Source organism: Microbacterium cucumeris, from assembly GCF_058349845.2.
Genome location: NZ_JBYRIZ020000005.1, coordinates 176291 through 197165, shown reverse-complemented (window position 1 = coordinate 197165; position 20875 = coordinate 176291). Strand labels below are relative to the sequence as shown.

The following is a 20875-nucleotide window of genomic DNA, read 5'->3' as shown; positions in this document are numbered from 1 at the left end:
AGCGTCGCTCCGCAAACCAAGTCTCGCGGGCGAGGGCGAGGGCGAGGCGAGGGGCACGGGCGAGGACGAGAGTGCTGTGCTACGGTTGAGAAAACGTTTCCTGACGGGAGAGCGGAACCTCAATGACGCGCTACGCCATCGCCGGTGCCGGCCACCGCGCCCAGATGTACGTCGATGCGATCCTCGGCGAGCACCGCGATCGCGCCGACCTCGTGGCGATCGTCGAGCCGAACCCCGCACGCGCGCAGTACTACCTCGACCGCATCGCCGCCGCGGGCGCCGCGGCCCCGCGGGTGTCCGGCCCCGACGGTCTCGAGGAGGTCATCCGCGAGGAGCGCGTGGAGCGGGTCATCATCTGCGCCCGCGACGACCTGCACGCCGAGCTCATCGTCCGCTCCCTCGAGGCCGGCGCTGACGTCGTCGTCGAGAAGCCGCTGACCGTCGACGCCCCGAGCGCCGCGCGCATCGAGGAGGCCGTCGAACGCACCGGGCGCCAGGTGGTGCTGACCTTCAACTACCGCTACTCCCCGCGCAACAGCGCGTTGCGACAGCTGCTGCAGGACGGCGAGATCGGAGAGATCACGTCGATCGACTTCTCGTGGATGCTGGACACCAAGCACGGCGCGGACTACTTCCGTCGCTGGCACCGCCAGAAGGCGAACTCGGGCGGGCTGCTGGTGCACAAGTCCAGTCACCACTTCGATCTCGTCAACTGGTGGCTGCGCTCCGAGCCGCGGCGCGTGTACGCCTCCGGCGGACTGCGCTTCTACGGCGCCGAGAACGCGGCCTCCCGCGGGCTCACCGACCGCCCCGAGCGCGGCACCCACGACGGCGGCGACCTGTTCGAGCTCGACCTGCGCGACGATCCGCGGCTGAAGGCCCTGTATCTGGATGCCGAGAAGCACGACGGCTACATCCGCGACCGCGACGTGTTCGCGGGCGGCATCACGATCGAGGACAACCTCGCCCTCATCGTCGACTACGCCTCCGGCGCGACGCTGTCCTACTCGCTCAACGCCCATGCACCGTGGGAGGGCTACCGCGTCGCCGTCAACGGCACGCACGGCCGCGCCGAGCTCGAGGTCGTCGAGCGGGGTGCCGTGCTGGCCGGCGAGGGCCTGCATCCGAGCCTCGACCCGAGCCTGTCCGGCTCCGACGCCGCGACCGCCCTGCGTCCCGAGGGCGAGCGCCTGATCGTGCAGAAGCACTGGGAGGCCGCTCGCGAGGTGCCGATCATCCGCGGCGAGGGCGGACACGGCGGCGGCGACGCGCTTCTGCTCTCCGACGTTTTCGAGGGCCCGGGCGACGATCCTCTCGCGCGGCCCGCGGACTGGGGCGACGGGGTCCGTTCGATCGCCGTCGGCATCGCCGGCAACCAGTCGCTCACGACGGGGATGCCCGTCCAGGTCGCGGACCTCGGCATCCGCCTGCTCGAAGGGACGGCACGGGTATGAGCCGCATCGTGATCACCGGCGGCGCGGGACGGCTCGGCCGCAGCCTCGTCACCGGCCTCGCCGGTTTCGGCCACGAGATCCTCTCCCTGGACCGCGCGAACGCCCCCGAGCTCGATCAGGACGGCATCACGCAGATCGCGCTGGACCTGTCCGACGCGGATGCCGCGGCATCCGTCCTCGCGGACGCGCACGCCGACGCCCTCATCCACCTCGCCGCGATCGCCGTGCCGTTCAGCGCCCCCGAGGACGTCATCATGCGCACCAACGCGGGCCTCGCCGTCTCGGTGCTGCAGGGAGCCGTGCAGGCCGGCATCCCGAAGATCGTCGCGGCGTCGAGTCCGACCGTGCTCGGCTACGGCTGCCCCACCGGCTGGAGCGTCGACCGGCTGCCGCTGGACGAGCAGACGCCGACCCGGCCGTGGAACGCCTACGCGCTGTCGAAGCTCCTCATCGAGGACACGCTCGGCATGCTGCGTCGCCAGACCGGCGACACCACCCGGTTCGCAGCCTTCCGCCCGTGCTACGTCATCGCCCCCGAGGAATGGGCGGGCGCACCGACGCAGCAGGGTCACACCGTCCGCGAGCGCCTCGACGACCCGGCGCTGTCCGCGCCGGCACTGTTCAACTACGTCGACGCACGCGATGTCGCGGGTTTCGCCCACACACTGCTGGACGGCCTCGACGACATCCCCAACGGCGAGGTCTTCTTCGTCGGCGCCGCCGACGCGCTCGCCCGCGAACCGCTGGCGGACCTCCTGCCCCGCTTCCATCCCGGCACCGCTCCGGCCGCCGCCGAGCTGACCGGCACGCGCCCGGCGTTCTCGAGCGCGAAGGCCGAGCGCCTGCTCGGCTGGCGTCCGCAGCACGACTGGCGCACCGAGCTCGCGAGTGCGGACGCCCTCCTGACGAAAGGCCTCTCATGAACTTCGACGGCATCCTGTTCTTCCCCGTCACGCCCTTCACCGCGACGGGCACGATCGAGCACGGCCTGCTCGCCGAGCACGTCGCCCGCGGTGTGGACGCCGGGGCGGGGGGCGTCTTCCCGGCATGCGGGACCGGCGAGTTCCATGCGCTCTCGGCGGCCGAGGCCGCCGCGGTCACCCGCACCGCCGTGTCGGCCGTCGCGGGTCGCGTGCCGGTGATCGCGGGCGCCGGCGGGCAGCTCGGCCACGCCGTCGAGGTCGCGAAGGCAGCGGCGGATGCCGGCGCGGACGGTCTGCTCGTGCTGCCGCCGTACCTCGTGGGCGGGACGCAGGCGGGGCTCATCGCCTACGTCCAGGCGATCGCCGCAGCATCCGATCTCCCGGTCATCGTCTATCACCGAGGGGCGGCACAGTACTCGGTCGACACCATGCGCACCCTGGCCGCCAACCCGAAGGTCGTCGGCTTCAAGGACGGCACGGGCGACATCGGCACCACCCAGCTCATCGTCCGTGCCGTGGCCGAGTCCGGGCGCGCGGACTTCGCGTTCTTCAACGGTCTTCTCACGGCCGAGCTGACCCAGGGCGCCTATCGCGGGATCGGCGTTCCGCTGTACTCGTCGGCGGCGTTCGCCATGATCCCCGAGGTGGCGAACGCGTTCTACCGGGCGTACGTCGACGGCGACGAGGCGCGGCGCCTCGAGATACTCGACGGCTTCTACCGTCCGCTGGTCAGCCTGCGCGACGAGACCCCCGGGTTCGGTGTCTCGCTCATCAAGACCGGCCTGCGCCTGGCCGGACTGCCCGTCGGCTCGGTCCGCGCGCCGCTGGTGGATCCGTCGCCGGCGCAGGAGCAGCGCCTGGCCGAGATCCTCGACGCCGGACGCGCCCTGCTGTGACCACGATCGCCCGCTTCTCCACCCGTCCGCAGCGGGTCGCGCTGACGCGCCCCTGGGCGGCCGACGTGACGTCGGTGGGGGTCGTCGCGACGCACGTCGTGCGCTCGGACGGCGTCGAGGGCTGGGGCTTCTCGTGGACGCCGCAGATCGGCGCCTCGGCCGTGCACGCCCTGCTGTCGGACGACATCGCGACAGCAGCGATCGACCGCTCCGCCGAGCCGGGCGAGGCCTGGCAGGGTCTGTGGGAGCATCTGCACGAGGCGGGCGGTGGCGGCCTCACGACGATCGCGCTCGCAGGGCTCGACCTGGCGCTCTGGGATGCCGCGGCGCGTGCGCGCGATCTGCCGGTGTCCGCGCTGATCGGCCGGAAACGGAATCGGGTGCGCGCCTACGGCTCCGGCGTCAACCTGCACTACACGCAGGACGAGTTGCTGGCCCAGGTGCAGCGCTGGATCGACTCCGGCTTCGAGGCCGTCAAGATCAAGGTCGGCAAGCCCGACATCGCCGAGGACGTCGATCGCGTCGAGGCGGTGCGCGAGCTTCTCGGTCCCGACCGGGCCCTGATGATCGATGCGAACCAGCGGTGGGATCTCGCCCGCGCCACGAGCTCGGTCGAGGCCCTCTCGCGGTTCGATCCGGCCTGGATCGAGGAGCCGCTTCGTGCCGACGACCTCGCGGGTCACGCCGAGCTCGCCCGCCGCATCGACGTCCCGATCGCCGTCGGCGAGAACCTGCACACGGCGCACCGGTTCGCCGACTTCCTGCGCGCGGGGGCCGCCCAGATCGTCCAGCCGAACATCGTCCGCGTCGGCGGCATCACGCCGTTCCTGCGCATCGCCGCCCTGGCATCCGAGCACGGTGCGGCGCTGCACCCGCATCTGCTCCCCGAGCTGAGCGGGCAGCTCGGGCTCACGCTCCCCGGGAACGTCGCAGAGCCCTGGGCCGAGGACGTCGAGGATGCCGGCTTCGGTGCCCTCGGCGCGCTGGAAGACCCCTCTCCCGTCGCGATCTCCGACGGGCACCTCACCGAGACCGCCCACATCGGTCTCGGCATCCGCTTCTCCCCCGTCCTCACCGGAAAGGCCTGACATGACCACGACGACCGAACAGCTCGAACAGGTCGCCCCGCTCGCGGCCGAGGCGGCGCCCGTGTGGCGCACGTCCTCCGCGGGCGAGCGGGCCGGATGGCTGCGGGCGATCGCCGATGCCCTCGATGCGAACGTCACCGAACTGGTCGAGATCGCCGACCGCGAGACCCGCCTGGGTTCCGCACGCCTCACCGGAGAGGTGGCTCGCACGACCGGTCAGCTGCGGCTGTTCGCCTCGGTCGTCGAGGAGGGCTCGTTCCGCGAGATCGTCGTCGACGATGCGGATGCCGGGGCCACGCCGCCGCGCCCGGAGCTGCGCCGATGGCTGGTGGGGCTGGGTCCTGTGGCGGTGTTCTCGGCCTCGAACTTCCCGTTCGCGTTCTCGGTCGCCGGCGGGGACACCGCCTCGGCACTGGCCGCGGGGAACCCGGTGATCGTCAAGGCGCACTCGGGGCATCCGGAGCTGTCGCGGCGCACCGCCCAGATCGTGGCCGAGGCGCTGCGCGCGGCCGGCGCTCCGGAGGGCTCGTTCGCCCTCGTCGAGGGCCGCGAGGCGGGGAACGCCCTGGTGCGGCATCCCGTCGTGCAGGCCGCCGGCTTCACCGGCTCGGTGTCTGGTGGGCGCGCGCTGTTCGATCTCGCCACCGGCCGCCCGGACCCCATCCCGTTCTACGGCGAACTGGGCAGCATCAACCCGGTCGTCCTCACGCCCGCCGCGGTCACGGCGCGGGCGCGGGATCTCGCCGCCGGCCTCGTCGGATCGTTCACGCTCGGCGCGGGACAGTTCTGCACGAAGCCGGGCGTCGTCTTCATCCCGTCCGACGCCGGGTTCGAGGATGCCGTGGCGACCGCGGTCGGATCCGTCGCCGGCGGTCCGCTGCTGACGGACCGCATCACGGCGGCCTTCCCCGACGGCATCCGGACCCTGCTGGACGACGCGTCGACGTCGATCATCGCGCACGGAGCCGAGACCCCGGACGGGGCGCGTCCGGTCGTCGTGACGACAGATGCCGCGGCCGTCTCCGCGCGCCCCGAGACGCTGCTGGAAGAGGTGTTCGGGCCGCTGACGCTGCTGGTGCGCTATCGCGACGAGGCCGACCTGCACGCGGCGCTGCGCGTCGTGCCCGGCAGCCTCACCGCGACGCTGCACGCCGAGGACGGAGACGACGTCTCCGAGACGCTGGAGCTGCTGCAGCTGCGAGCCGGGCGCGTGCTGTTCGCCGGATGGCCGACCGGCGTCGCCGTGACGTGGTCGCAGCATCATGGCGGACCGTGGCCGGCGACGACCTCGCTGCACACCTCGGTCGGCGCGACAGCGATCCGCCGCTTCCTGCGTCCGGTCGTCTTCCAGGACGCGCCCGAGCGACTGCTGCCGCCCGAGCTGCGCGACGCCGCGCTGGCGTCCGTGCCGCACCGCCGCAACGGCGCGCTGGTCATCCCGGCCTGACGCTCCCCCGTCCCGCCCAGCTTCTCTCGCTCGTTGAGCGACGAGCGCAGCGAGGAGTCGAAACGCGGCACCCGCCATGCGCCTTCAACCCCGTTTCGACTCGCGGAGACCTGCACTGAGCGAGCGAAGCGAGTCGAAGTGTCGCTCAACGAACGGAGGGAGCTACGGCAGCGCGCGCAGCGCCGCGACCGAGGCCGTGATCTCGGTCTCGAGGTCGTCGCCCCAGTTGCACTCCAGCGAGACAGGACCGTCGAAGCCGGCATCCCTCAGCGTCGCCACGAACTCGCGCCACTGACCGTCACCCGAGCCCAGCCAGAGCCGGCCGGCGTCGGCGATGTGCGCGTGGCCGATCCGGTCGATGTGGGCCGTGACCGTGTCCAGCGGCTCGCCCTCCTGCTCGATGTGGAACAGGTCGGCCACCACCGGGACGCCGTCGATGCCGTGCGCGTCCAGGAAGGCCACGGCCTCGCCGATCGTGTGGATCAGGTTCGTCTCGCCCTGGTGCAGCGGCTCGAGCATGACCCGCAGATCGTGCTGCGCGGCGGCATCCCGGGCGATCACGAGCGATTCGGCGAAGCGCGCCTCGGCGGCGGCGCGGTCGGCACCCTCCGGGATGCGCCGCGCGGCACCCGATCCGAACACGATCTTCGCTCCCGGCTCGGCGACCTGCGCGAGCACGGGGAACACCCCGGCGAAGTACGACCGCACCCGGTCGAGATCGAACTCCGGGTCGGCGACCCGCACGTCCCCCGGAAGCAGGATCGCGAAGGACGGATACCGCTCGCCCGCGAACTCCGGGTTGAGGCTCGGCGTTCCGTCCTCGTCGAAGAGGATGACGTTGCCGACGATGGTCGGTTCGACGTAGTCCGCTCCGGCGCGCTGTGCGACGAGGCCGTTGGCCCGCGGGCCGATCAGTCCGACAGTGGTCACTTGAGACTCCCTGAGACGAGGTCGAGGCGCCAGTAGCGCTGGAGCACCAGCACGAACGCGATGACCGGGATGATGGCGACCGCCGCACCGGCGATCGCGAGGGTGTAGAGGATGGGCTCGCTGCCGCCGCGGTTCAGCATCATGTACATCGACACCGTGATCGGGAACAGATCCGAATCCGTGAGCATGATGTACGGCAGCAGGAAGTTGTTCCACGCGCCGATGAACTGCAGTAGGAAGATGGTCACGAGTCCCGGCAGCAGCATCGGCAGCCCGATCGAGCGGAACGTCCGCCACTCGCTGGATCCGTCGACGCGGGCGGCCTCGAGCAGCTCGACCGGCACCGAGGCGCGGGCGAACACGTACGCCAGGTAGATGCCGAACGGCGTGATCATCGTGGGGATCAGCACCGACCAGTAGGTGTTGGCGAGCCCGATCTGCGCGAACAGCAGATACTGCGGGATCGCGAGCGTGATGGTCGGCAGCAGGACGCCGCCGAGCAGCCCGATCATGATGGCGTGCTTGCCGCGGAACTCGTACATCGCCAGCGCGTAGCCCGCTCCAGCCGAGAACAGGGTCGAGGCCAGCGCGCCGACGATGCTGTAGAAGAAGCTGTTGCCGAGCCACTTCGCGAACCCGCCGTTCTCGTACGTGAACAGCGCCACGATGTTGTCCCACAGCGCCGTGCCGAAGCTGAACGCCGGGGTCGTGAACAGCTCCGCCGACGACTTCGTGGCGGAGAACAGCACCCACACCACGGGGAGCAGGAAGTACACCGCCGACAGCAGCAGCACGGTCGTCGGCAGGATCGCCGCGATCGGCACGCCCCGTCGTCGGGTGCCGGCCGGCCGGTCGTACGCGGGTGGACGGGAGTCGGAGGATGCGGCGCGCTTCTCGCGCGCGGACAGCAGGGTCATCGGTCGCCCTTCCGTGTGGCCAGGCGCCGTCCCGCCAGAACGAGCAGGGACAGCAGGACCGTCCCGAGCGCCAGGAGGATGGATGCCGCGGCGGCGGAGTTGAGATCGTCGTGCGCGAACGCGTCGCGGTACACGCGCATGAGCGGGAAGAACGTCGAGTCGATCGCGTTCGTGAGCGTCGAGAGCATCGCGGGCTCGCTGTAGATCTGCAGCGCGCCGATCACGGAGAAGAGGCCCGTGACGACCGTGGCCGGCACGACGTGGGGCAGCTTGATGTACCAGGCGATGCGCCCCTCGCCGCAGCCGTCGATGCGCGCGGCGTCGATCTGCGAGCGATCGAGCGACTGCAGTGCGGTGTAGATGATCACCGTGTTGAACCCGATGCCGCCCCACAGGACGACGTTGACGATGCCGACGTAGATCCAGTCTCCGCTGAGCAGGTTCGGCAGCTGCACGCCGAACGTGCTCGCCAGCTGGTAGACCGGGCTGATGTCGGGGACGTACAGGAACCCCCACATCAATGCCGCGATCACGCTCGGCACGCCGTACGGCAGGAAGATCGACGTCCGGCTGAACGCCTTGGCCTTGGCGCGCGGCAGGTCCAGCAGCAGCGCCAGCAGGATCGAGGTGCCCATGAGCAGCGGCACCATGATCACGGCGTAGATGCCCAGATGTCCGAGGCTCGTCCAGAACGTCGGGTCCTCGAGCACCGTCGCGTAGTTCGACAGCCCGACGAACGTCTCCTCACGCGGGCCGAAGGCACCGCTCGAGGACGCTCCGCGTCCGCGGACGCTCAGCCAGCCCGAGTAGAAGATCGGGATCACGAACACGACGGCGAACATGATCAGCGCCGGCGCCATGAGGGCGTAGGCGAAGCCGGTGTGCCGGTGAAGATGCGGTCGGCGCGCCTTGCGGGACGGGAGGACGACGGCGCGCGTCGCCTCCCCGCCCGCAGGCTTGCCCTCCTGGAGGAGTGCGGTCATGACGTCAGTCCAGATCGCCCTCGACGGTGGTCTGCACCGTGGGGAGGACATCGGCCCAGGCGCCCGACTCGATCGCGGCACCCAGGGCGTCGTTCAGCGCCGTGAACGCGACCTGCGTGTTGGGTCCCCACTGCACGGACAGCAGGCCCGATGCGGACTCGGCGGCGGTCGGCCAGTACGTGTCGTCCTCGGGGATCAGCTCCGGCGCGGGCCGGTCGATCTCCTGACCGTGCAGGGCGGCGGTGAATTTGTTGATCCCGACGAGCCCCTCAGCGCCCTCGTCCGAGGCGTTCAGCCAGGTGAGGAACTCGACCGACTCCTCGTAGTGCTCGCTGTCCGCGAGGACGATGTTCGCGGATCCGCCCCGGGCGAAGGTCTTCAATTCCCCGGCATCCCACTGCGGGATCTGGGCGGCGGCCCAGAGTCCCACCGTGTCCGGATACTGGTTCAGCAGCGGACCGGGCGCCCAGGCGCCGGCGATCTGCCCGAGGATCTTCCCCGACGCCGTCGCCTCGTTGAACTCCGGGCTGCCGGTCGGGTAGGTGCTGACGAGGTCGTCCTCGACGAGCCCCTGCCAGTACTCCAGCACCTCGGCGCTGGCCTCGTCGTCGATGTCGACCTTCCACTCGCCGTCGGCGAAGTCCCACCACTGCGCGCCGTTCTGCAGGGAGAGCCCCATGAAGAGGTCGGCGTCGAGAGAGCTGAAGTTGGCGAGGTAGTGGTCGCCTGGGAGGGAGCGCACCTGCTCGGCGAGCGCGCGGAAGTCGTCCCAGGTCTGGGCCGGCTCGATGCCGAGCTGGCCGAAGAGGTCGGTGCGGTACATGAACAGGGCGGGCCCGAGGTCCTGCGGGATGCCGAAGATCGTGTCGTCGAACGTGACGGTGTCCAGCGTGGTCTCGGAGTACGCCTCCTCGAGATCACCGCGCACCGACTCGACGTCGGCCACGACGCCCGCCGAGACGTACGTCGGCATCTGGGTGTACTCGGCCTGCGCCATGTCGGGCCCTTCGCCCGCGCGGACAGCGGAGAGCACCTTGACGGGGAAGTCGGCTCCGCCGGCGGGGGCGGAGATCTTCACCTGGATGTCCGGGTTCTGCTCGTTCCATTCCGCAACGCGCTTGTCGACGTTCGAGCCCCAGGCCCAGAACTCGAGCGTGACGGGTCCGCCGTCCCCGCTCGATCCCGAGTCCCCCGAGTCTCCGGATGCGCAGCCCGCGAGCGCGAGTCCTGCGACGGCGATGCCCGCGAGTGCGGTGAGAGTCCTGCGATGTGCCATGTGATCCTCCTTGATACGTGGTGATGCGGGTGTTTCAGAAGAGCTCGGCGAAGCCGAGCCGGGTGAGATTGCGGTGCGAGATCTCGAGCGCCTCCCATACCGTGCGCCCGTAGAGCTCGTCCTGCTCGACGAGCAGGTATTCGGCTCCGGATCGGATGCCGGCGTCGATGATCCCGGGCCAGTCGAGGTTGCCTTCGCCCACTTCGGCGAACTGGACGAGGCCGTTCCACGCCGCGCCCCAGGCCGCGTGATCGCCGCTCTCGAATGCGTCGATCGCCGCGGCGTCCGGCAGCGCGATGCGGTAGTCCTTCAGATGCACCATGCGGACCCGGCCCGCGTACTGCTCGATGACCCTGGCGGGGTCCAGTCCGCCGCGGGCGATCCAGTGCGCGTCGAGCTCGATGCCGACGTGCGGCGAGTTCTCGGCGATGATCTCCAGCAGGTAGCGCCCGTCGACCTTCGCGAACTCGACATGGTGGTTGTGGTAGTACAGCGCGATGCCCTCGTCGCTCAGACGTTCGGCTGCGGCATCCGCCCGCCGGCAGAAGTCGAGCACGGCCTCGGTCGAGCGCAGCGCCGGGATCGGCAGCATCCCGATCCGGACGAGGTCCGCTCCGAGCGCCCGGCAGTCCGCCACGATCTTGTCGAAGTCGTCCTCCAGCGAGTCGTTGATGCCGCCCGCCGTGAGCGCGGCCGACAGGGCGCAGTACTCGACGCCCCGTTCCTCCCGGGCGCGACGCAGCTCTGCGACCGTCTCACCCGTCAGCGGGATCTGCGACAGCTCCGCGACGCGATACCCGATGTCCGTCGCCCGTCGGAACGTCTCGAACGCCCCGAGTTCTGCGACGGCGTTCTTCAGCATCATCGCCTGGATGCCGATCCGTGCCATGCTCGTGTCTTCCTCTCGTCGTGCGGTGCTCACCAGTCGTGGACGGTGCCGTCCGCCAACCGGTTGTACGGCAGGTAGGCCTGCTCGTAGGGGTACTTGCCCGCCTCGTCGACGTCGAGCTCGACGCCGAGGCCGGGGGCGTCGCCGGGGTGCAGCATCCCGTCCTGCCAGGTGAAGGACTGCCGGAACACGGCATCCGTCTTCGCGCCGTGGCGCATGTACTCCTGGATGCCGAAGTTGTGGATGCTCAGTCCGAGGTGCATCGCCGCGGCCATGCCCACCGGCGAGATGTCGGTCGGGCCGTGCATCCCGGATCGGATCTGGTACTGCGCGGCGTACTCGAGCGTCTTGCGCAGCGCGCTGATCCCGCCCATGTGCGTGACCGCGCCGCGCACGTAGTCGATGAGCTGCTCGCGGATGAGGTCCTTGAAGTCCCACACGGTGTTGAAGATCTCGCCGATCGCGAGCGGCGTGGTGGTGTGCTGGCGCACCAGGCGCAGCGCCTCCTGGTTCTCGGCCGGTGTGCAGTCCTCGAGCCAGAACAGGTCGTGCGGCTCGAGGTCCTTGCCGAGTCTCGCGGCCTGGATCGGCGTCATCCGGTGATGCCCGTCGTGCAGGAGCGGGATCTCGGGCCCGAACTCGTTCCGGACCGCCTCGAACACCCCGGGAAGGTGACGCAGGTACGCCCGGGTGTCCCAGTCCTCCTCGACCGGTCGCGCGCCGCGGCGGGCCGGCTCGTGGTCGTAGCGCGCCTCACCGCCGAACGTGTCGGCCGACTGCGACGCGATGCCGTAGATAGCCTTGAGGCCTGGTACGCCGGTCTGGATGCGGATGGCCTTGTACCCCTGCTCCAGATGGGAGCGCACGGAGTCGAACAGCTCGGGGAGCTCCTTGCCGGAGGCGTGCCCGTAGGCGAGCAGGCCGGTACGAGAGGCGCCGCCGAGCAGCTGGTACACGGGCATGCCCGCGGCCTTGCCCTTGATGTCCCAGAGGGCCATGTCGACGGCCGCGATCGCCGCCATCGTCACGGGGCCGCGGCGCCAGTACGCCGAGCGGTACAGGAACTGCCAGGTGTCCTCGATGCGGTGCGCGTCGCGGCCGATCAGAAGAGGGACCACGTGCTCGGTGAGGTACGCGACGACCGCGAGCTCGCGCCCGTTGAGCGTGGCATCCCCGAGACCGGTCAGGCCGTCGTCCGTCGTGAGCTTCAACGTCACGAAGTTCCGGTCGGGGCTCGTGACGATCACCTCGGCCCTGTCGATGATCATGCGTGCACTCCCTTCAGTTCTGCGGTCGCGCCGATCAGCTCGGCGCGCACGACCTCGTCCAGCTCGAAACGGCGCATGACGGCGTCCGTGTCGAGACCCTCCAGTGCCGCCCAGGCGGCGAGCGCGCGGATCTCGCCGCGCCCCGCGTCCAGATGCCGCGCGAGGCGGGCGCGGATGACCGGGATCACGCGCAGGCGCAGCTTGAGCTCGGCATCCGTCGCGATCTGTCGCAGGGCGTGACGGATGCGCGCGTTCTCGAACCTCGCGACGATGGCGGCGCGGTGCTGGGTGAGCGAGGTCTCGTCGAACGGCAGCACCGCCCCGGCGTCCTCCCACAGTTCGTCCACGGCCTCGCGGCAGACCACGTCCGTCATCGCCTCGGCGACCGTGGTGTGGCCGCGCAGCTGCCCGAGCCCGGCCAACAGGGTGTGGCCCGCGTTCAGCAGCCAGAGCTTGCGGCGCTCGTAGGGCGCGATGTCGTCGACGAACTCCGCGCCGGCCAGCTCCCATGCCGGCCTTCCGGCCGGGAAATCGCCGGACAGGACCCAGGACGCCTCGGGTTCGGTGACGATCGCGCAGGGATCGTCACTCACCGTGATCGGCAGCGCATCGGCCACGGCCGGAGTGATCCGGTCGACCACCGAGGACACGAAAGAGACCTCGGCGTCGATCCACGGCACGAGCCCGGCGTCCGCCGCCCCGCGTACGAGCTCGCCGAGCAGGATGCCGTTGCGGTCGATGTTGTCGCAGGCGACGATCGCGATGGGGCCGGCGCCCGCGTCTCGACGCGCGCGCAGACCGTCGACGATCCGGGCGATCGCCGCGCCGTCGGCTCGATAGCCCGCCTCGGTGATCGTGACGGTGAGCACGGCGACCGTCGTCATCGCGGCGCGCCAGGCCTCGGCGTCCGCACCGTCGTGGGCGGCCACGATCGAGGAGATGCGCTCGACCGCGTCCGCCTGCGGGCCTCGCACCACGAGGTCGTACCGGCAGTCCTGAGCGGACAGCGCGAGCGCGGCATCCGGCCGTCGTCCGGTGAAGGCTGCGATCCCCCACTGCTCGCCGCCTGCACGGTTCACGATCTCCGTGTACCAGGCCTGGTGCGCACGATGGAACGCCCCGAGGCCCAGGTGGGCGATCCGGACGGGCGCGCGGTCGGGGACGGTCATACCGCGGGGACCTCGATGCTCGGCACTTCCAGGACGAGGTCGTCGTACTCGCCGGCGATCACGTCATCGATCAGGACCTTCCGGCCGAGGACCGCCGAGACGTACACCGCGCGGACCGCGGCGAGCGCCAGCAGTGCGGCGTCCACCGTCAGCAGCGGCTCGCGGTGCTCGTCGATCGCAGCGAGCAGGTCGTCGTATTGACGGATGTGGCCGTCGACGAACTGGGTGGCGTCGACCTCCGAGGCAGAACCGGCCGCATAGCGATCGGCCTGGTTGCCCGATCCCTGCAGCCCCATGTCGGCGCCGTCGCCCTCCTTGATGTGGATGTACTCCAGGGCGTCGCGGGAGATGACCGCCGAGCCCTCGGACCCCATCACCTGGAGCCGGACTCCGAGTCCGGGATAGGCAGCGGTGGTGGCGTGGAGCACGGCGAGCGCCCCGCTGTCGAAGGTCACGGTCGCGACGGCGGTGTCCTCGACCTCGACGCCCTCGTGGGCGAGCAGCGCGATCTCGGCCGAGACCGAGACGGGGCGCCCGAGGAACCACAGCAGCAGATCCACGGTGTGGACGCCCTGGTTCATGAGCGCGCCTCCGCCGTCCAGCGCCCACGTGCCGCGCCAGTCGCCCGAGTCGTAGTAGGCCTGCGAGCGCCACCACGGCACGGTCGCCACACCCGAGGTGACTCGGCCGAAGCTCCCCGCGGCGATCGCCTCGTGCACGATGCGGCTCGACGGGTCGAAGCGGTGCTGGCTGATGACACTGCATACCTGGCCGCGGGCGGCCGCCGCGTCCGCCGCCGCGGCCAGCCGGCGTGCACGGACGAGGTCGACGTCGAGCGGCTTCTCGATGAGGACGTGCGCCCCGGCCTCGAGCGCGGCGACGGCCTGCTCGACGTGCAGCCCGGAGGGGGTCGCGACGACGACGAGCTGCGGCGCTCCGGCGGCGACGAGGTCCTGGACGGTGGAGAAGACCGCAGGACGGGAGCCGGTGCGCTCCTCGACGACGGCGACGAGGGCGTCGGCGCGATCACGGCTGACGTCGACGAGCGCCGTCAGCGTGAGACGATCGGCGAGCTGCAGGACGGCGTCGACATGCGTGCGTCCGATGACGCCGCAGCCGATGATGGCGGTGGACAGGGTACTCATGCGAGGGTCACTCCAGCGTTGTCGGTGAGGGTGCGGAAGGCCCGGGCCGCGCGGCCGTAGCCGTGCGGACCCGTGAAGCCGCCCAGGGAGGTCTGATCGGTGAGGTGGGGTTCGAGGGAGGCGAAACCCGTGAAGCCGCGATCGCGCAAGCCGGCGACCGTCTCGGCGAGCTCGCCGTCGCCGTCGCCGGCGGGGACCACGTCGCCGGTGTCGAACCGGGCGTCCTTGACCTGCAGGTACTCGACGTAGGGAGCGAGGAGCGCGAAGGCCTCGGTGAACGGCCGCACTCCCACCTGCACGAAGTTCGCGTTGTCCCACGCCAGGCGCAGCGCGGGCGAGTCGACCGTCCGGACGATGTCGAGCACGCGCTCGGGGGTGTCGCCGTAGATGTGCTTCTCGTTCTCGTGCAGCAGAGTCACACCGGCGGCCTGCGCGCGCTGAGCGAACAGGGCGAGGCGTCTCATGACCTCCTCGCGCATCTGCTCGACCGGTTCGCCCTCGGGCTGCCAGAAGGAGAAGATCCGGATGTAGCGAGAGCCGAGCACGTCGGCGGCGCGCAGCGCCCGGTCCAGGCGCGCGAGCTCCTCCTCCACGGGAGCAGTGAGGTCGCTCTTGCCGATCGGCGAAGCGATCGCCGAGACGCCGAGACCGTTCTCCCGGATGATGCCGGCCAGCTCGGCGAGACGCTCGTCGTCGAGATCGACGATGTTGATCCCCCACGCCGAGCGCACCTCGATGTGCTGCGCTCCGAGCGCCAGCAGCACCGCGCACTGGATGCGCGGATCGGGGTCGACTTCGTCTCCGAAGCCTGAGAGATCCCAGGCGGGAGAAGGGGCGTGGGCAGGCGACATCGCATTCCTTTGCTGGCTCGGCTCGTTCCGATGCTGACCACCGTAGCCATACGGCAACTGTTTGACAAGCGTTTGCCACAAGGTTGCCATTCCGTGATGCGAATAGATATGCTCGCCGCATGACCGACACCGACGCAGCTGCCGGACCGGCCGGCACGACCGGCCGCGCCGCCACGATCACGGACGTCGCGCGTCTCGCCGGCGTCGCGGCCTCCACGGTGTCCCGCGCGCTGAGCAACCCCGCCCGCGTGAATGCGGTCACCAGGCAGCGCATCGAGGAGGCGGCCGCTGAGCTCGCCTACGTTCCGAGCTCGCAGGCGCGCTCGCTGGCATCCGGCCGGACCGGCACGGTCGCCCTGCTCGTCCCCGACATCGCGAACCCGTTCTACTTCGACCTGATCCGCGGAGCCCAGCGCCAGTTGCGCGCCGCGGGTTACACGCAGCTGCTCGTCGACACCGAGGAGTCCCGTGAGATCGAGGCCGACACGCTGGAGGTCATGCGCAAGTCCGCCGACGGTGTGATCCTGGCCGCCTCGCGTCTCGACGAGGACCAGCTCGTCGCCGCGGCGGCCCGGCAGCCGCTCGTCACCGTCAACCGCGACCTGCCCGACGTGCCGAGCGTGCTCATCGACACACCCACCGGCGTCCGCCTGGCACTCACGCACCTGCATTCGCTCGGCCACCGGCGGATCGCCTACGTGGCGGGACCGGCGGGCTCGTGGTCGAGCGCACGCCGCTGGGAGGCGCTGCAGGAAGCCGCGGCCGATCTCGACGTCGAGCTCACCTTCCTCGGGCCGTGGGCCCCGAACGCCGCGGCCGGGTCCACGGCGGCGGACAGCGTCGCGTCGCGCGACGTCACGGCCTGCATCGTGTTCAACGACCTGCTGGCGATCGGCATGCTGAAGAGGCTGTCCCAGCGCGGCATCCGCGTCCCCGAGGACCTGTCGATCGTCGGCACCGACGACATCTTCGGGTCGGACTTCTGCCATCCGCCGCTCACGACGGTCTCGGCCCCGATCGAGGAGGCCGGCCGCGTCGCCGTCACCATGCTGCTGAGCCGTCTGTCGCAGAGCGGCACCCCGCGACTGCGCACCCTCCTGCCCACCTACCTGCGCACCCGCGAGAGCAGCGGCCCCGCGCCCGCGACCGAGAAGGACACCCCGTGAGACTCGCCCCCTCCCCCGATCGTCTGCTTCCCGCGGATCCCGCGACGCGAGCCCTCGCCCGCACCCTGTACGAGAGCGTGCGCGAGGCGCCGATCCTGTCGCCGCACGGTCACGTCGAGGCCGCGCTCCTGCGCGACGACCAGGCGTTCACGGACCCGGCCGATCTGCTCATCGTCCCCGATCACTACGTGCTGCGTCTGCTGCACGCCCACGGGCTCGACCTCGACGAACTGGGCCGCGGATCGTCACAGATCGAACCGCGTGAGATCTGGCGCCGTTTCGCGACGCACTGGCACGTGTTCGCCGGAACGCCCGTCCGTGCCTGGTTCGAGGACACCCTGCATTCCGTGATCGGACTCGACGAGCATCCGTCCGCGGCGAACGCCGACGCCCAGTTCGATGCGATCGCCGCCTGGATCGCGGAGGACGGGTCCCGCCCCCGCGCCCTGTTCGACCGATTCGACATCGAAGTGCTGGCCACGACCGACGACCCCGCCGCCCCGCTCGACGCGCACGCGGCGCTGCGGGAGGACACGTCCTTCACCGGGCGCGTCGTGCCGACGTTCCGACCCGACCGCTTCTTCGACCCGTCCGCGGCCGGCTGGCGCGGCGCCCTCGACGAGCTTCATGCCGTCAGCGGCATCGACACCGGGACGGCCGCCGGCCTCATCCGGGCTCTGGAGGATCGGCGGGCGCACTTCCGATCCCTAGGAGCGACGGCGACGGACTCGGGCGTCGTGGATGCCTGGGCCACACGGCTGTCCGCCGGTGAGCTGGAACGCATCCACCGCGCGGGCCTGACCGGCGAGGCGACGGACGCGGACGCAGCCGCCTATCGCCGCCACATGCTCTGGGAGATGGCGCGCATGTCCAGCGAGGACGGCCTGGTGATGCAGCTGCATCCCGGCGTGCTGCGCGGCCACCACCGCCCCACCACCGAGCGCTTCGGTCCGGACACGGGCCACGACCTGCCGCTGTTCTCCCGGTACACCGAGCCGCTGCGCGAGCTGCTCGGGGACTTCGGCACGAACGAGACGTTCCGGCTCGTGCTGTTCACCGTGGACGAGACCTCGTTCACGCGGGAGATCGCGCCGCTCGCCGGCTTCTACCCCTCGGTCTTCGCCGGGGCGCCGTGGTGGTTCCTCGACAGCCCCGACGGCATCCGGCGCTTCCGGGAAGGCGTCACCGACTCCGCAGGGTTCTACAAGACGAGCGGCTTCATCGACGACACCCGTGCCTACCTGTCGATCCCCGCTCGGCACGACGTCTCGCGGCGCGTGGATGCCGGGTGGCTGGCGACTCTCGTCGTCACCGGGCGCCTGGGCGAGGAGGAGGCGCACACGATCGCTCACGACCTCGTCGACACGATTCCGCGGAGCGTGTTCCGCCTCTAGCCTTCCCCGCCCCTTTCCCGGCTCGTTGAGCGAGGACGGCGAAGCCGACCGAGTCGAAACGCAGCAACCGTCGCAGGGCATCAACCCCGTTCGACTCGCGGAGACCTGCACTGAGCGAGCGAAGCGAGTCGAAGTGTCGCTCAACGAACGAGGAGGGCGAAACGCGGATCCGCCTTCCCGCTCGTTGAGCGAGGACGGCGAAGCCGACCGAGTCGAAACGCAGCAACCGTCGCACGGCATCAACCCGTTTCGACTCGCTCCGCTCGCTCAACGAACGAAGGGTGCGACGAGCGAGGACGGCGAAGCCGACCGAGTCGAAACGCGTGCACGATGTGTCTCAGCACAGCGGGCGTGACGGGCGATCTTGTGGAACATGTCCTCCATGAGGAACCGCACGTCGATGCTCTCCACCACCAGGAGCTCGCCGTCCGAGCGACCCTGTTCGTAGTGCCCGTCGGCGGAGAAGCGCACGCGCGGCTGCCGGCGCAGTGCCGCGCACGACGGCTCCAGCATGAGCGCGATCGCCGGAGAGTCCCCGAGCGAGCGCGACTCGATCGCGCGCCGATGGTGCGCGGAGTTGAAGTCGACGACCTGCTGAGCGAGGTAGCGTCCGAGCTCGCCGTGCGGCTCGACCCGTGCCTCGAGTTCGGCGTATCCGACGTTGACCTGCTTGTAGATGTTCGACGGCACCTGCCAGATGCGGATGCCGGAGTCGAGCACGACGTTCGCCGAGGGGATGTCGTTCTTGAGGTTGAACTCCGGCCAGGACCCGTCCGACACGATGTCGCCGTACGGCGGGCCGCCGATCCAGATCACGGTCGTGTCGGTGTCGGCGATGTCGGGCGCGAGCAGCAGAGCGGAAGCCATGTCGGTCAGGGGCCCGAGGAACGCGATGTGCAGCGGCCCGGCGTCGGCCCGCCGTGCCTCCTCGATGATGAGTCGCGCCCCGGGGCTGTCGACGGGCGTGCGCTCATCGGGCAGCGCGTGCGGTGCCCCGTCGGCGGTCGGCACCGCGTGATCGAGGGACAGCAGGCGGAGCAGCAGCTCGAGCTCGTCGCGGGACTCGGCGAGGGACGACGTCGTGCGATGCGTGCCGAAATGCGCCGGGACGATGCCGCGGATGTCGAGTGTGGGAGACAGCAGCGCGTGCACGAGCGCGAACTGGTCGTCCGCCTCGTTCTTCACATCCGAATCGATGATGACGCGGCGCGTCCGGTGATCGTCGTTGATCATCACTCTTCCTCGTCAGCTGGTGGGTTCGGCGAGCAGGCGGCTGGTCGCCGTGGCCATGTGGACGGCCATGGCGGATGCCGCGGCATCCCCGTCGCCGGCCTTCACTCCGGCGAGCACGGCCTCGTGCTCGGCGGTCGCCCGCTCGGCGTGCGTGCGATCGTGCACGGCGCGGTCGGCGTACACCTGCAGGAGCGAGCGGATCACGTGCAGGTGGTCGGTGAGCGTCGCGTTGCCCGCGGCCTCGGCGAGCGCGTGGTGGAAGTCGAGGTCGGCCTTCGCGAACGCCCCGAGATCGTCGATCGTCTCGCGCATGCGGGCGACGTCCTTCTCGAGTCGCTTCAGGATCGCCGCATCCGCGCGCGCGGCCGCGAGCCGGGCGACGAAGATCTCCAGGCCCTCGCGCAGTTCGAGCAGCTGGGCGGTGTTGCGCTCTCCGATCAGCAGCCCCCATCGCAGGGTCTGCGGCAGCAGCTCGCTGGCCGCCCCGCGCAGGTAGGTGCCGGATCCCGGGCGCACGTCGACGATGCCGAGGATCTCGAGCGCGGCCAGCGCCTCGCGAACGGCGGACCGGCCGACGCCGAGGGCCGTGGCGAGCTGGCGCTCCGGCGGAAGCCGCGTGCCCGGTGCGATCGACCCGCCGGTGAACAGATCGAGCAGCCGCCGCGCGACCTCCGACACCGGGGTGCCGGACGGGAGCGCCCCGAGCGCGGCGGCGATGTCGTCGACGGGGTCTCCGGGAAAGGCGGGCATGGCAGTAACCTACCGGGCAGGCGCGCGACTCGGCATCATTTTGGTCAACCGGTTAGCGCGACGAAGGAAGGATCTCCATGACCACCGCGCTCATCCGTGCGGGCATCCTGCCGCCCGATGCGACGCTCGAACGGCTGCACACCGGTTCGATCTGGGCCGAGGGTCCGCTGTGGATCCCCGACCGCGGACGCCTGCGGTTCAGCGACATCCCGAACGACTGCATCCGCGAGTACGACCCCATGAGCGGCGAGACCTCCGTGTATGCACAGGGCGTCGAGTTCACGAACGGGCGCACGCGGGACCGGGACGGCAGCGTGCTGCAGTGCTCGCACGGACGACGCCGCGTCGAGCGCGATCGGGACGGCATCGTCGAGAACGTCGTCGACTCCTACGCAGGTGTCCGACTGAACTCGCCGAACGACATCGTCGTCGCCGGCGACGGGTCGATCTGGTTCACGGATCCGGCGTACGGCATCACGCAGCCCCGCGAAGGGCACCCGGGCGAGAGGGAGTACGGCGACCACTTCGTCTTCCGCCACGACCCCGCGACGGGACGCACGTCGCCCGTCATCACCGACATCGAGCAGCCGAACGGACTCGCCTTCTCCCGCGACGGCTCCTTGCTGTACGTGGCGGACTCGTCGGAGCGGCGGGACATCCGGGTCTACGACGTGCAGGAGGGCGCGCGCTGCAAGAACGGGCGACTGTTCGCCGTCCTGGACGCCGCGGACGGCATCCCCGACGGCATCCGGGTCGACGAGGAGGACCGGATCTGGTCCTCGAGCGGCACGGGTGTGATCGTGTTCGCGCCCGACGGCACGGAGATCGGGAGGATCCCGGTGCCCGAGATCACGGCCAACCTGTGCTTCGGGGGCCCGGACGGCCGCGACCTCTACATCACGGCGACGACGAGCCTGTACCGGATCCGGACGCGCACGCACGGCTGACGCCCGGGCAGCCCTCGGCGACGTGGGCTTGCAATTGGTCAACCGGTTTGCCAAAATGACTCGAGCATCACAGCGCATCACCGTCGATCCCAGGAGTCATCGTGGACAGCACCCAGACCGAGAACCCGGTCGCGAAATCCGCCATCCGA

General features: G+C 70.5%; 19 protein-coding genes. 8 read left to right on the top strand and 11 right to left on the bottom strand.

Annotated elements, in window-relative coordinates:
* Positions 1-122 precede the first annotated feature (122 nt).
* Genes AC3RXZ_RS14520 through AC3RXZ_RS14500 form a run of 5 tightly spaced genes read left to right on the top strand, consistent with a single transcriptional unit; the run spans position 123 to position 5808 of the window.
* A complete protein-coding gene (locus tag AC3RXZ_RS14520) occupies positions 123-1454 on the top strand; it encodes a Gfo/Idh/MocA family protein (RefSeq protein ID WP_491494469.1) in 1332 nt (443 codons plus the stop codon).
* Positions 1451-2377: an NAD-dependent epimerase/dehydratase family protein gene (locus tag AC3RXZ_RS14515; protein WP_491494468.1), complete on the top strand. Its 927-nt coding sequence runs from the start codon at positions 1451-1453 to the stop codon at positions 2375-2377. The genes AC3RXZ_RS14520 and AC3RXZ_RS14515 overlap by 4 nt, the downstream gene beginning before the upstream one ends.
* Positions 2374-3273, top strand: a complete 900-nt coding sequence (locus tag AC3RXZ_RS14510) for a 5-dehydro-4-deoxyglucarate dehydratase (protein WP_491494467.1) — start codon at positions 2374-2376, stop codon at positions 3271-3273. Before AC3RXZ_RS14515 ends, AC3RXZ_RS14510 begins: the two co-directional genes overlap by 4 nt.
* Positions 3270-4361 (top strand): mandelate racemase/muconate lactonizing enzyme family protein, encoded by a 1092-nt coding sequence (locus AC3RXZ_RS14505; RefSeq protein WP_491494466.1) that lies wholly within the window; start codon positions 3270-3272, stop codon positions 4359-4361. The genes AC3RXZ_RS14510 and AC3RXZ_RS14505 overlap by 4 nt, the downstream gene beginning before the upstream one ends.
* A gap of 1 nt (position 4362) precedes the next feature.
* Positions 4363-5808, top strand: a complete 1446-nt coding sequence (locus tag AC3RXZ_RS14500; RefSeq protein ID WP_491494465.1) for an aldehyde dehydrogenase (NADP(+)) — start codon at positions 4363-4365, stop codon at positions 5806-5808.
* A 162-nt stretch (positions 5809-5970) separates the two neighbouring features.
* Here the strand turns inward: AC3RXZ_RS14500 and AC3RXZ_RS14495 are convergent, their stop codons facing one another.
* Genes AC3RXZ_RS14495 through AC3RXZ_RS14455 form a run of 9 tightly spaced genes read right to left on the bottom strand, consistent with a single transcriptional unit; the run spans position 5971 to position 15236 of the window.
* Entirely contained in the window at positions 5971-6738 is a 768-nt protein-coding gene (locus AC3RXZ_RS14495) for a sugar phosphate isomerase/epimerase family protein (protein WP_243232856.1), read from the bottom strand.
* Positions 6735-7655 carry a carbohydrate ABC transporter permease gene (locus AC3RXZ_RS14490; RefSeq protein ID WP_243232857.1) on the bottom strand — a complete coding sequence of 307 codons (921 nt, stop codon included), beginning with the start codon at positions 7653-7655 and terminating at the stop codon, positions 6735-6737. The genes AC3RXZ_RS14495 and AC3RXZ_RS14490 overlap by 4 nt, the downstream gene beginning before the upstream one ends.
* A complete protein-coding gene (locus AC3RXZ_RS14485) occupies positions 7652-8638 on the bottom strand; it encodes a carbohydrate ABC transporter permease (RefSeq protein WP_491494464.1) in 987 nt (328 codons plus the stop codon). Before AC3RXZ_RS14485 ends, AC3RXZ_RS14490 begins: the two co-directional genes overlap by 4 nt.
* 4 nt (positions 8639-8642) lie before the next feature.
* Positions 8643-9914 carry an ABC transporter substrate-binding protein gene (locus tag AC3RXZ_RS14480; protein WP_243232862.1) on the bottom strand — a complete coding sequence of 424 codons (1272 nt, stop codon included), beginning with the start codon at positions 9912-9914 and terminating at the stop codon, positions 8643-8645.
* A 34-nt stretch (positions 9915-9948) separates the two neighbouring features.
* Complete coding sequence (locus AC3RXZ_RS14475; RefSeq protein ID WP_243232870.1) at positions 9949-10803, bottom strand: sugar phosphate isomerase/epimerase family protein; 855 nt, start codon at positions 10801-10803, stop codon at positions 9949-9951.
* 29 nt (positions 10804-10832) lie between these two features.
* The gene (manD, locus tag AC3RXZ_RS14470; protein WP_491494463.1) at positions 10833-12071 is read right to left on the bottom strand and encodes a D-mannonate dehydratase ManD; all 1239 of its coding nucleotides are present in this window, start codon (positions 12069-12071) and stop codon (positions 10833-10835) included.
* Entirely contained in the window at positions 12068-13240 is a 1173-nt protein-coding gene (locus AC3RXZ_RS14465; protein ID WP_243232872.1) for a mannitol dehydrogenase family protein, read from the bottom strand. Before AC3RXZ_RS14465 ends, manD begins: the two co-directional genes overlap by 4 nt.
* The gene (locus tag AC3RXZ_RS14460; protein WP_491494462.1) at positions 13237-14385 is read right to left on the bottom strand and encodes a Gfo/Idh/MocA family protein; all 1149 of its coding nucleotides are present in this window, start codon (positions 14383-14385) and stop codon (positions 13237-13239) included. Before AC3RXZ_RS14460 ends, AC3RXZ_RS14465 begins: the two co-directional genes overlap by 4 nt.
* The gene (locus AC3RXZ_RS14455) at positions 14382-15236 is read right to left on the bottom strand and encodes a sugar phosphate isomerase/epimerase family protein (RefSeq protein WP_491494461.1); all 855 of its coding nucleotides are present in this window, start codon (positions 15234-15236) and stop codon (positions 14382-14384) included. The genes AC3RXZ_RS14460 and AC3RXZ_RS14455 overlap by 4 nt, the downstream gene beginning before the upstream one ends.
* A 119-nt stretch (positions 15237-15355) precedes the next feature.
* On the opposite strand from AC3RXZ_RS14455, the gene AC3RXZ_RS14450 reads away from it, so the two are divergent.
* Together AC3RXZ_RS14450 and uxaC are read left to right on the top strand one after the other, a co-directional pair.
* On the top strand, positions 15356-16402 hold the full coding sequence (locus AC3RXZ_RS14450) for a LacI family DNA-binding transcriptional regulator (RefSeq protein WP_243232875.1): 1047 nt from the start codon (positions 15356-15358) through the stop codon (positions 16400-16402).
* The gene (gene uxaC / locus AC3RXZ_RS14445; RefSeq protein WP_243232883.1) at positions 16399-17796 is read left to right on the top strand and encodes a glucuronate isomerase; all 1398 of its coding nucleotides are present in this window, start codon (positions 16399-16401) and stop codon (positions 17794-17796) included. The genes AC3RXZ_RS14450 and uxaC overlap by 4 nt, the downstream gene beginning before the upstream one ends.
* A gap of 267 nt (positions 17797-18063) precedes the next feature.
* Here uxaC and AC3RXZ_RS14440 read toward each other — a convergent pair whose 3' ends face one another.
* Both AC3RXZ_RS14440 and AC3RXZ_RS14435 read right to left on the bottom strand, forming a co-directional pair.
* On the bottom strand, positions 18064-19029 hold the full coding sequence (locus tag AC3RXZ_RS14440) for a nucleoside hydrolase (RefSeq protein WP_491494460.1): 966 nt from the start codon (positions 19027-19029) through the stop codon (positions 18064-18066).
* Positions 19030-19041: 12 nt separating this feature from the next.
* Entirely contained in the window at positions 19042-19779 is a 738-nt protein-coding gene (locus AC3RXZ_RS14435; protein WP_491494459.1) for a FadR/GntR family transcriptional regulator, read from the bottom strand.
* A gap of 77 nt (positions 19780-19856) precedes the next feature.
* Between AC3RXZ_RS14435 and AC3RXZ_RS14430 the strand changes: the two genes are divergently transcribed.
* Complete coding sequence (locus AC3RXZ_RS14430; RefSeq protein WP_491494458.1) at positions 19857-20726, top strand: SMP-30/gluconolactonase/LRE family protein; 870 nt, start codon at positions 19857-19859, stop codon at positions 20724-20726.
* The last annotated feature ends 149 nt before the right edge of the window (positions 20727-20875 follow it).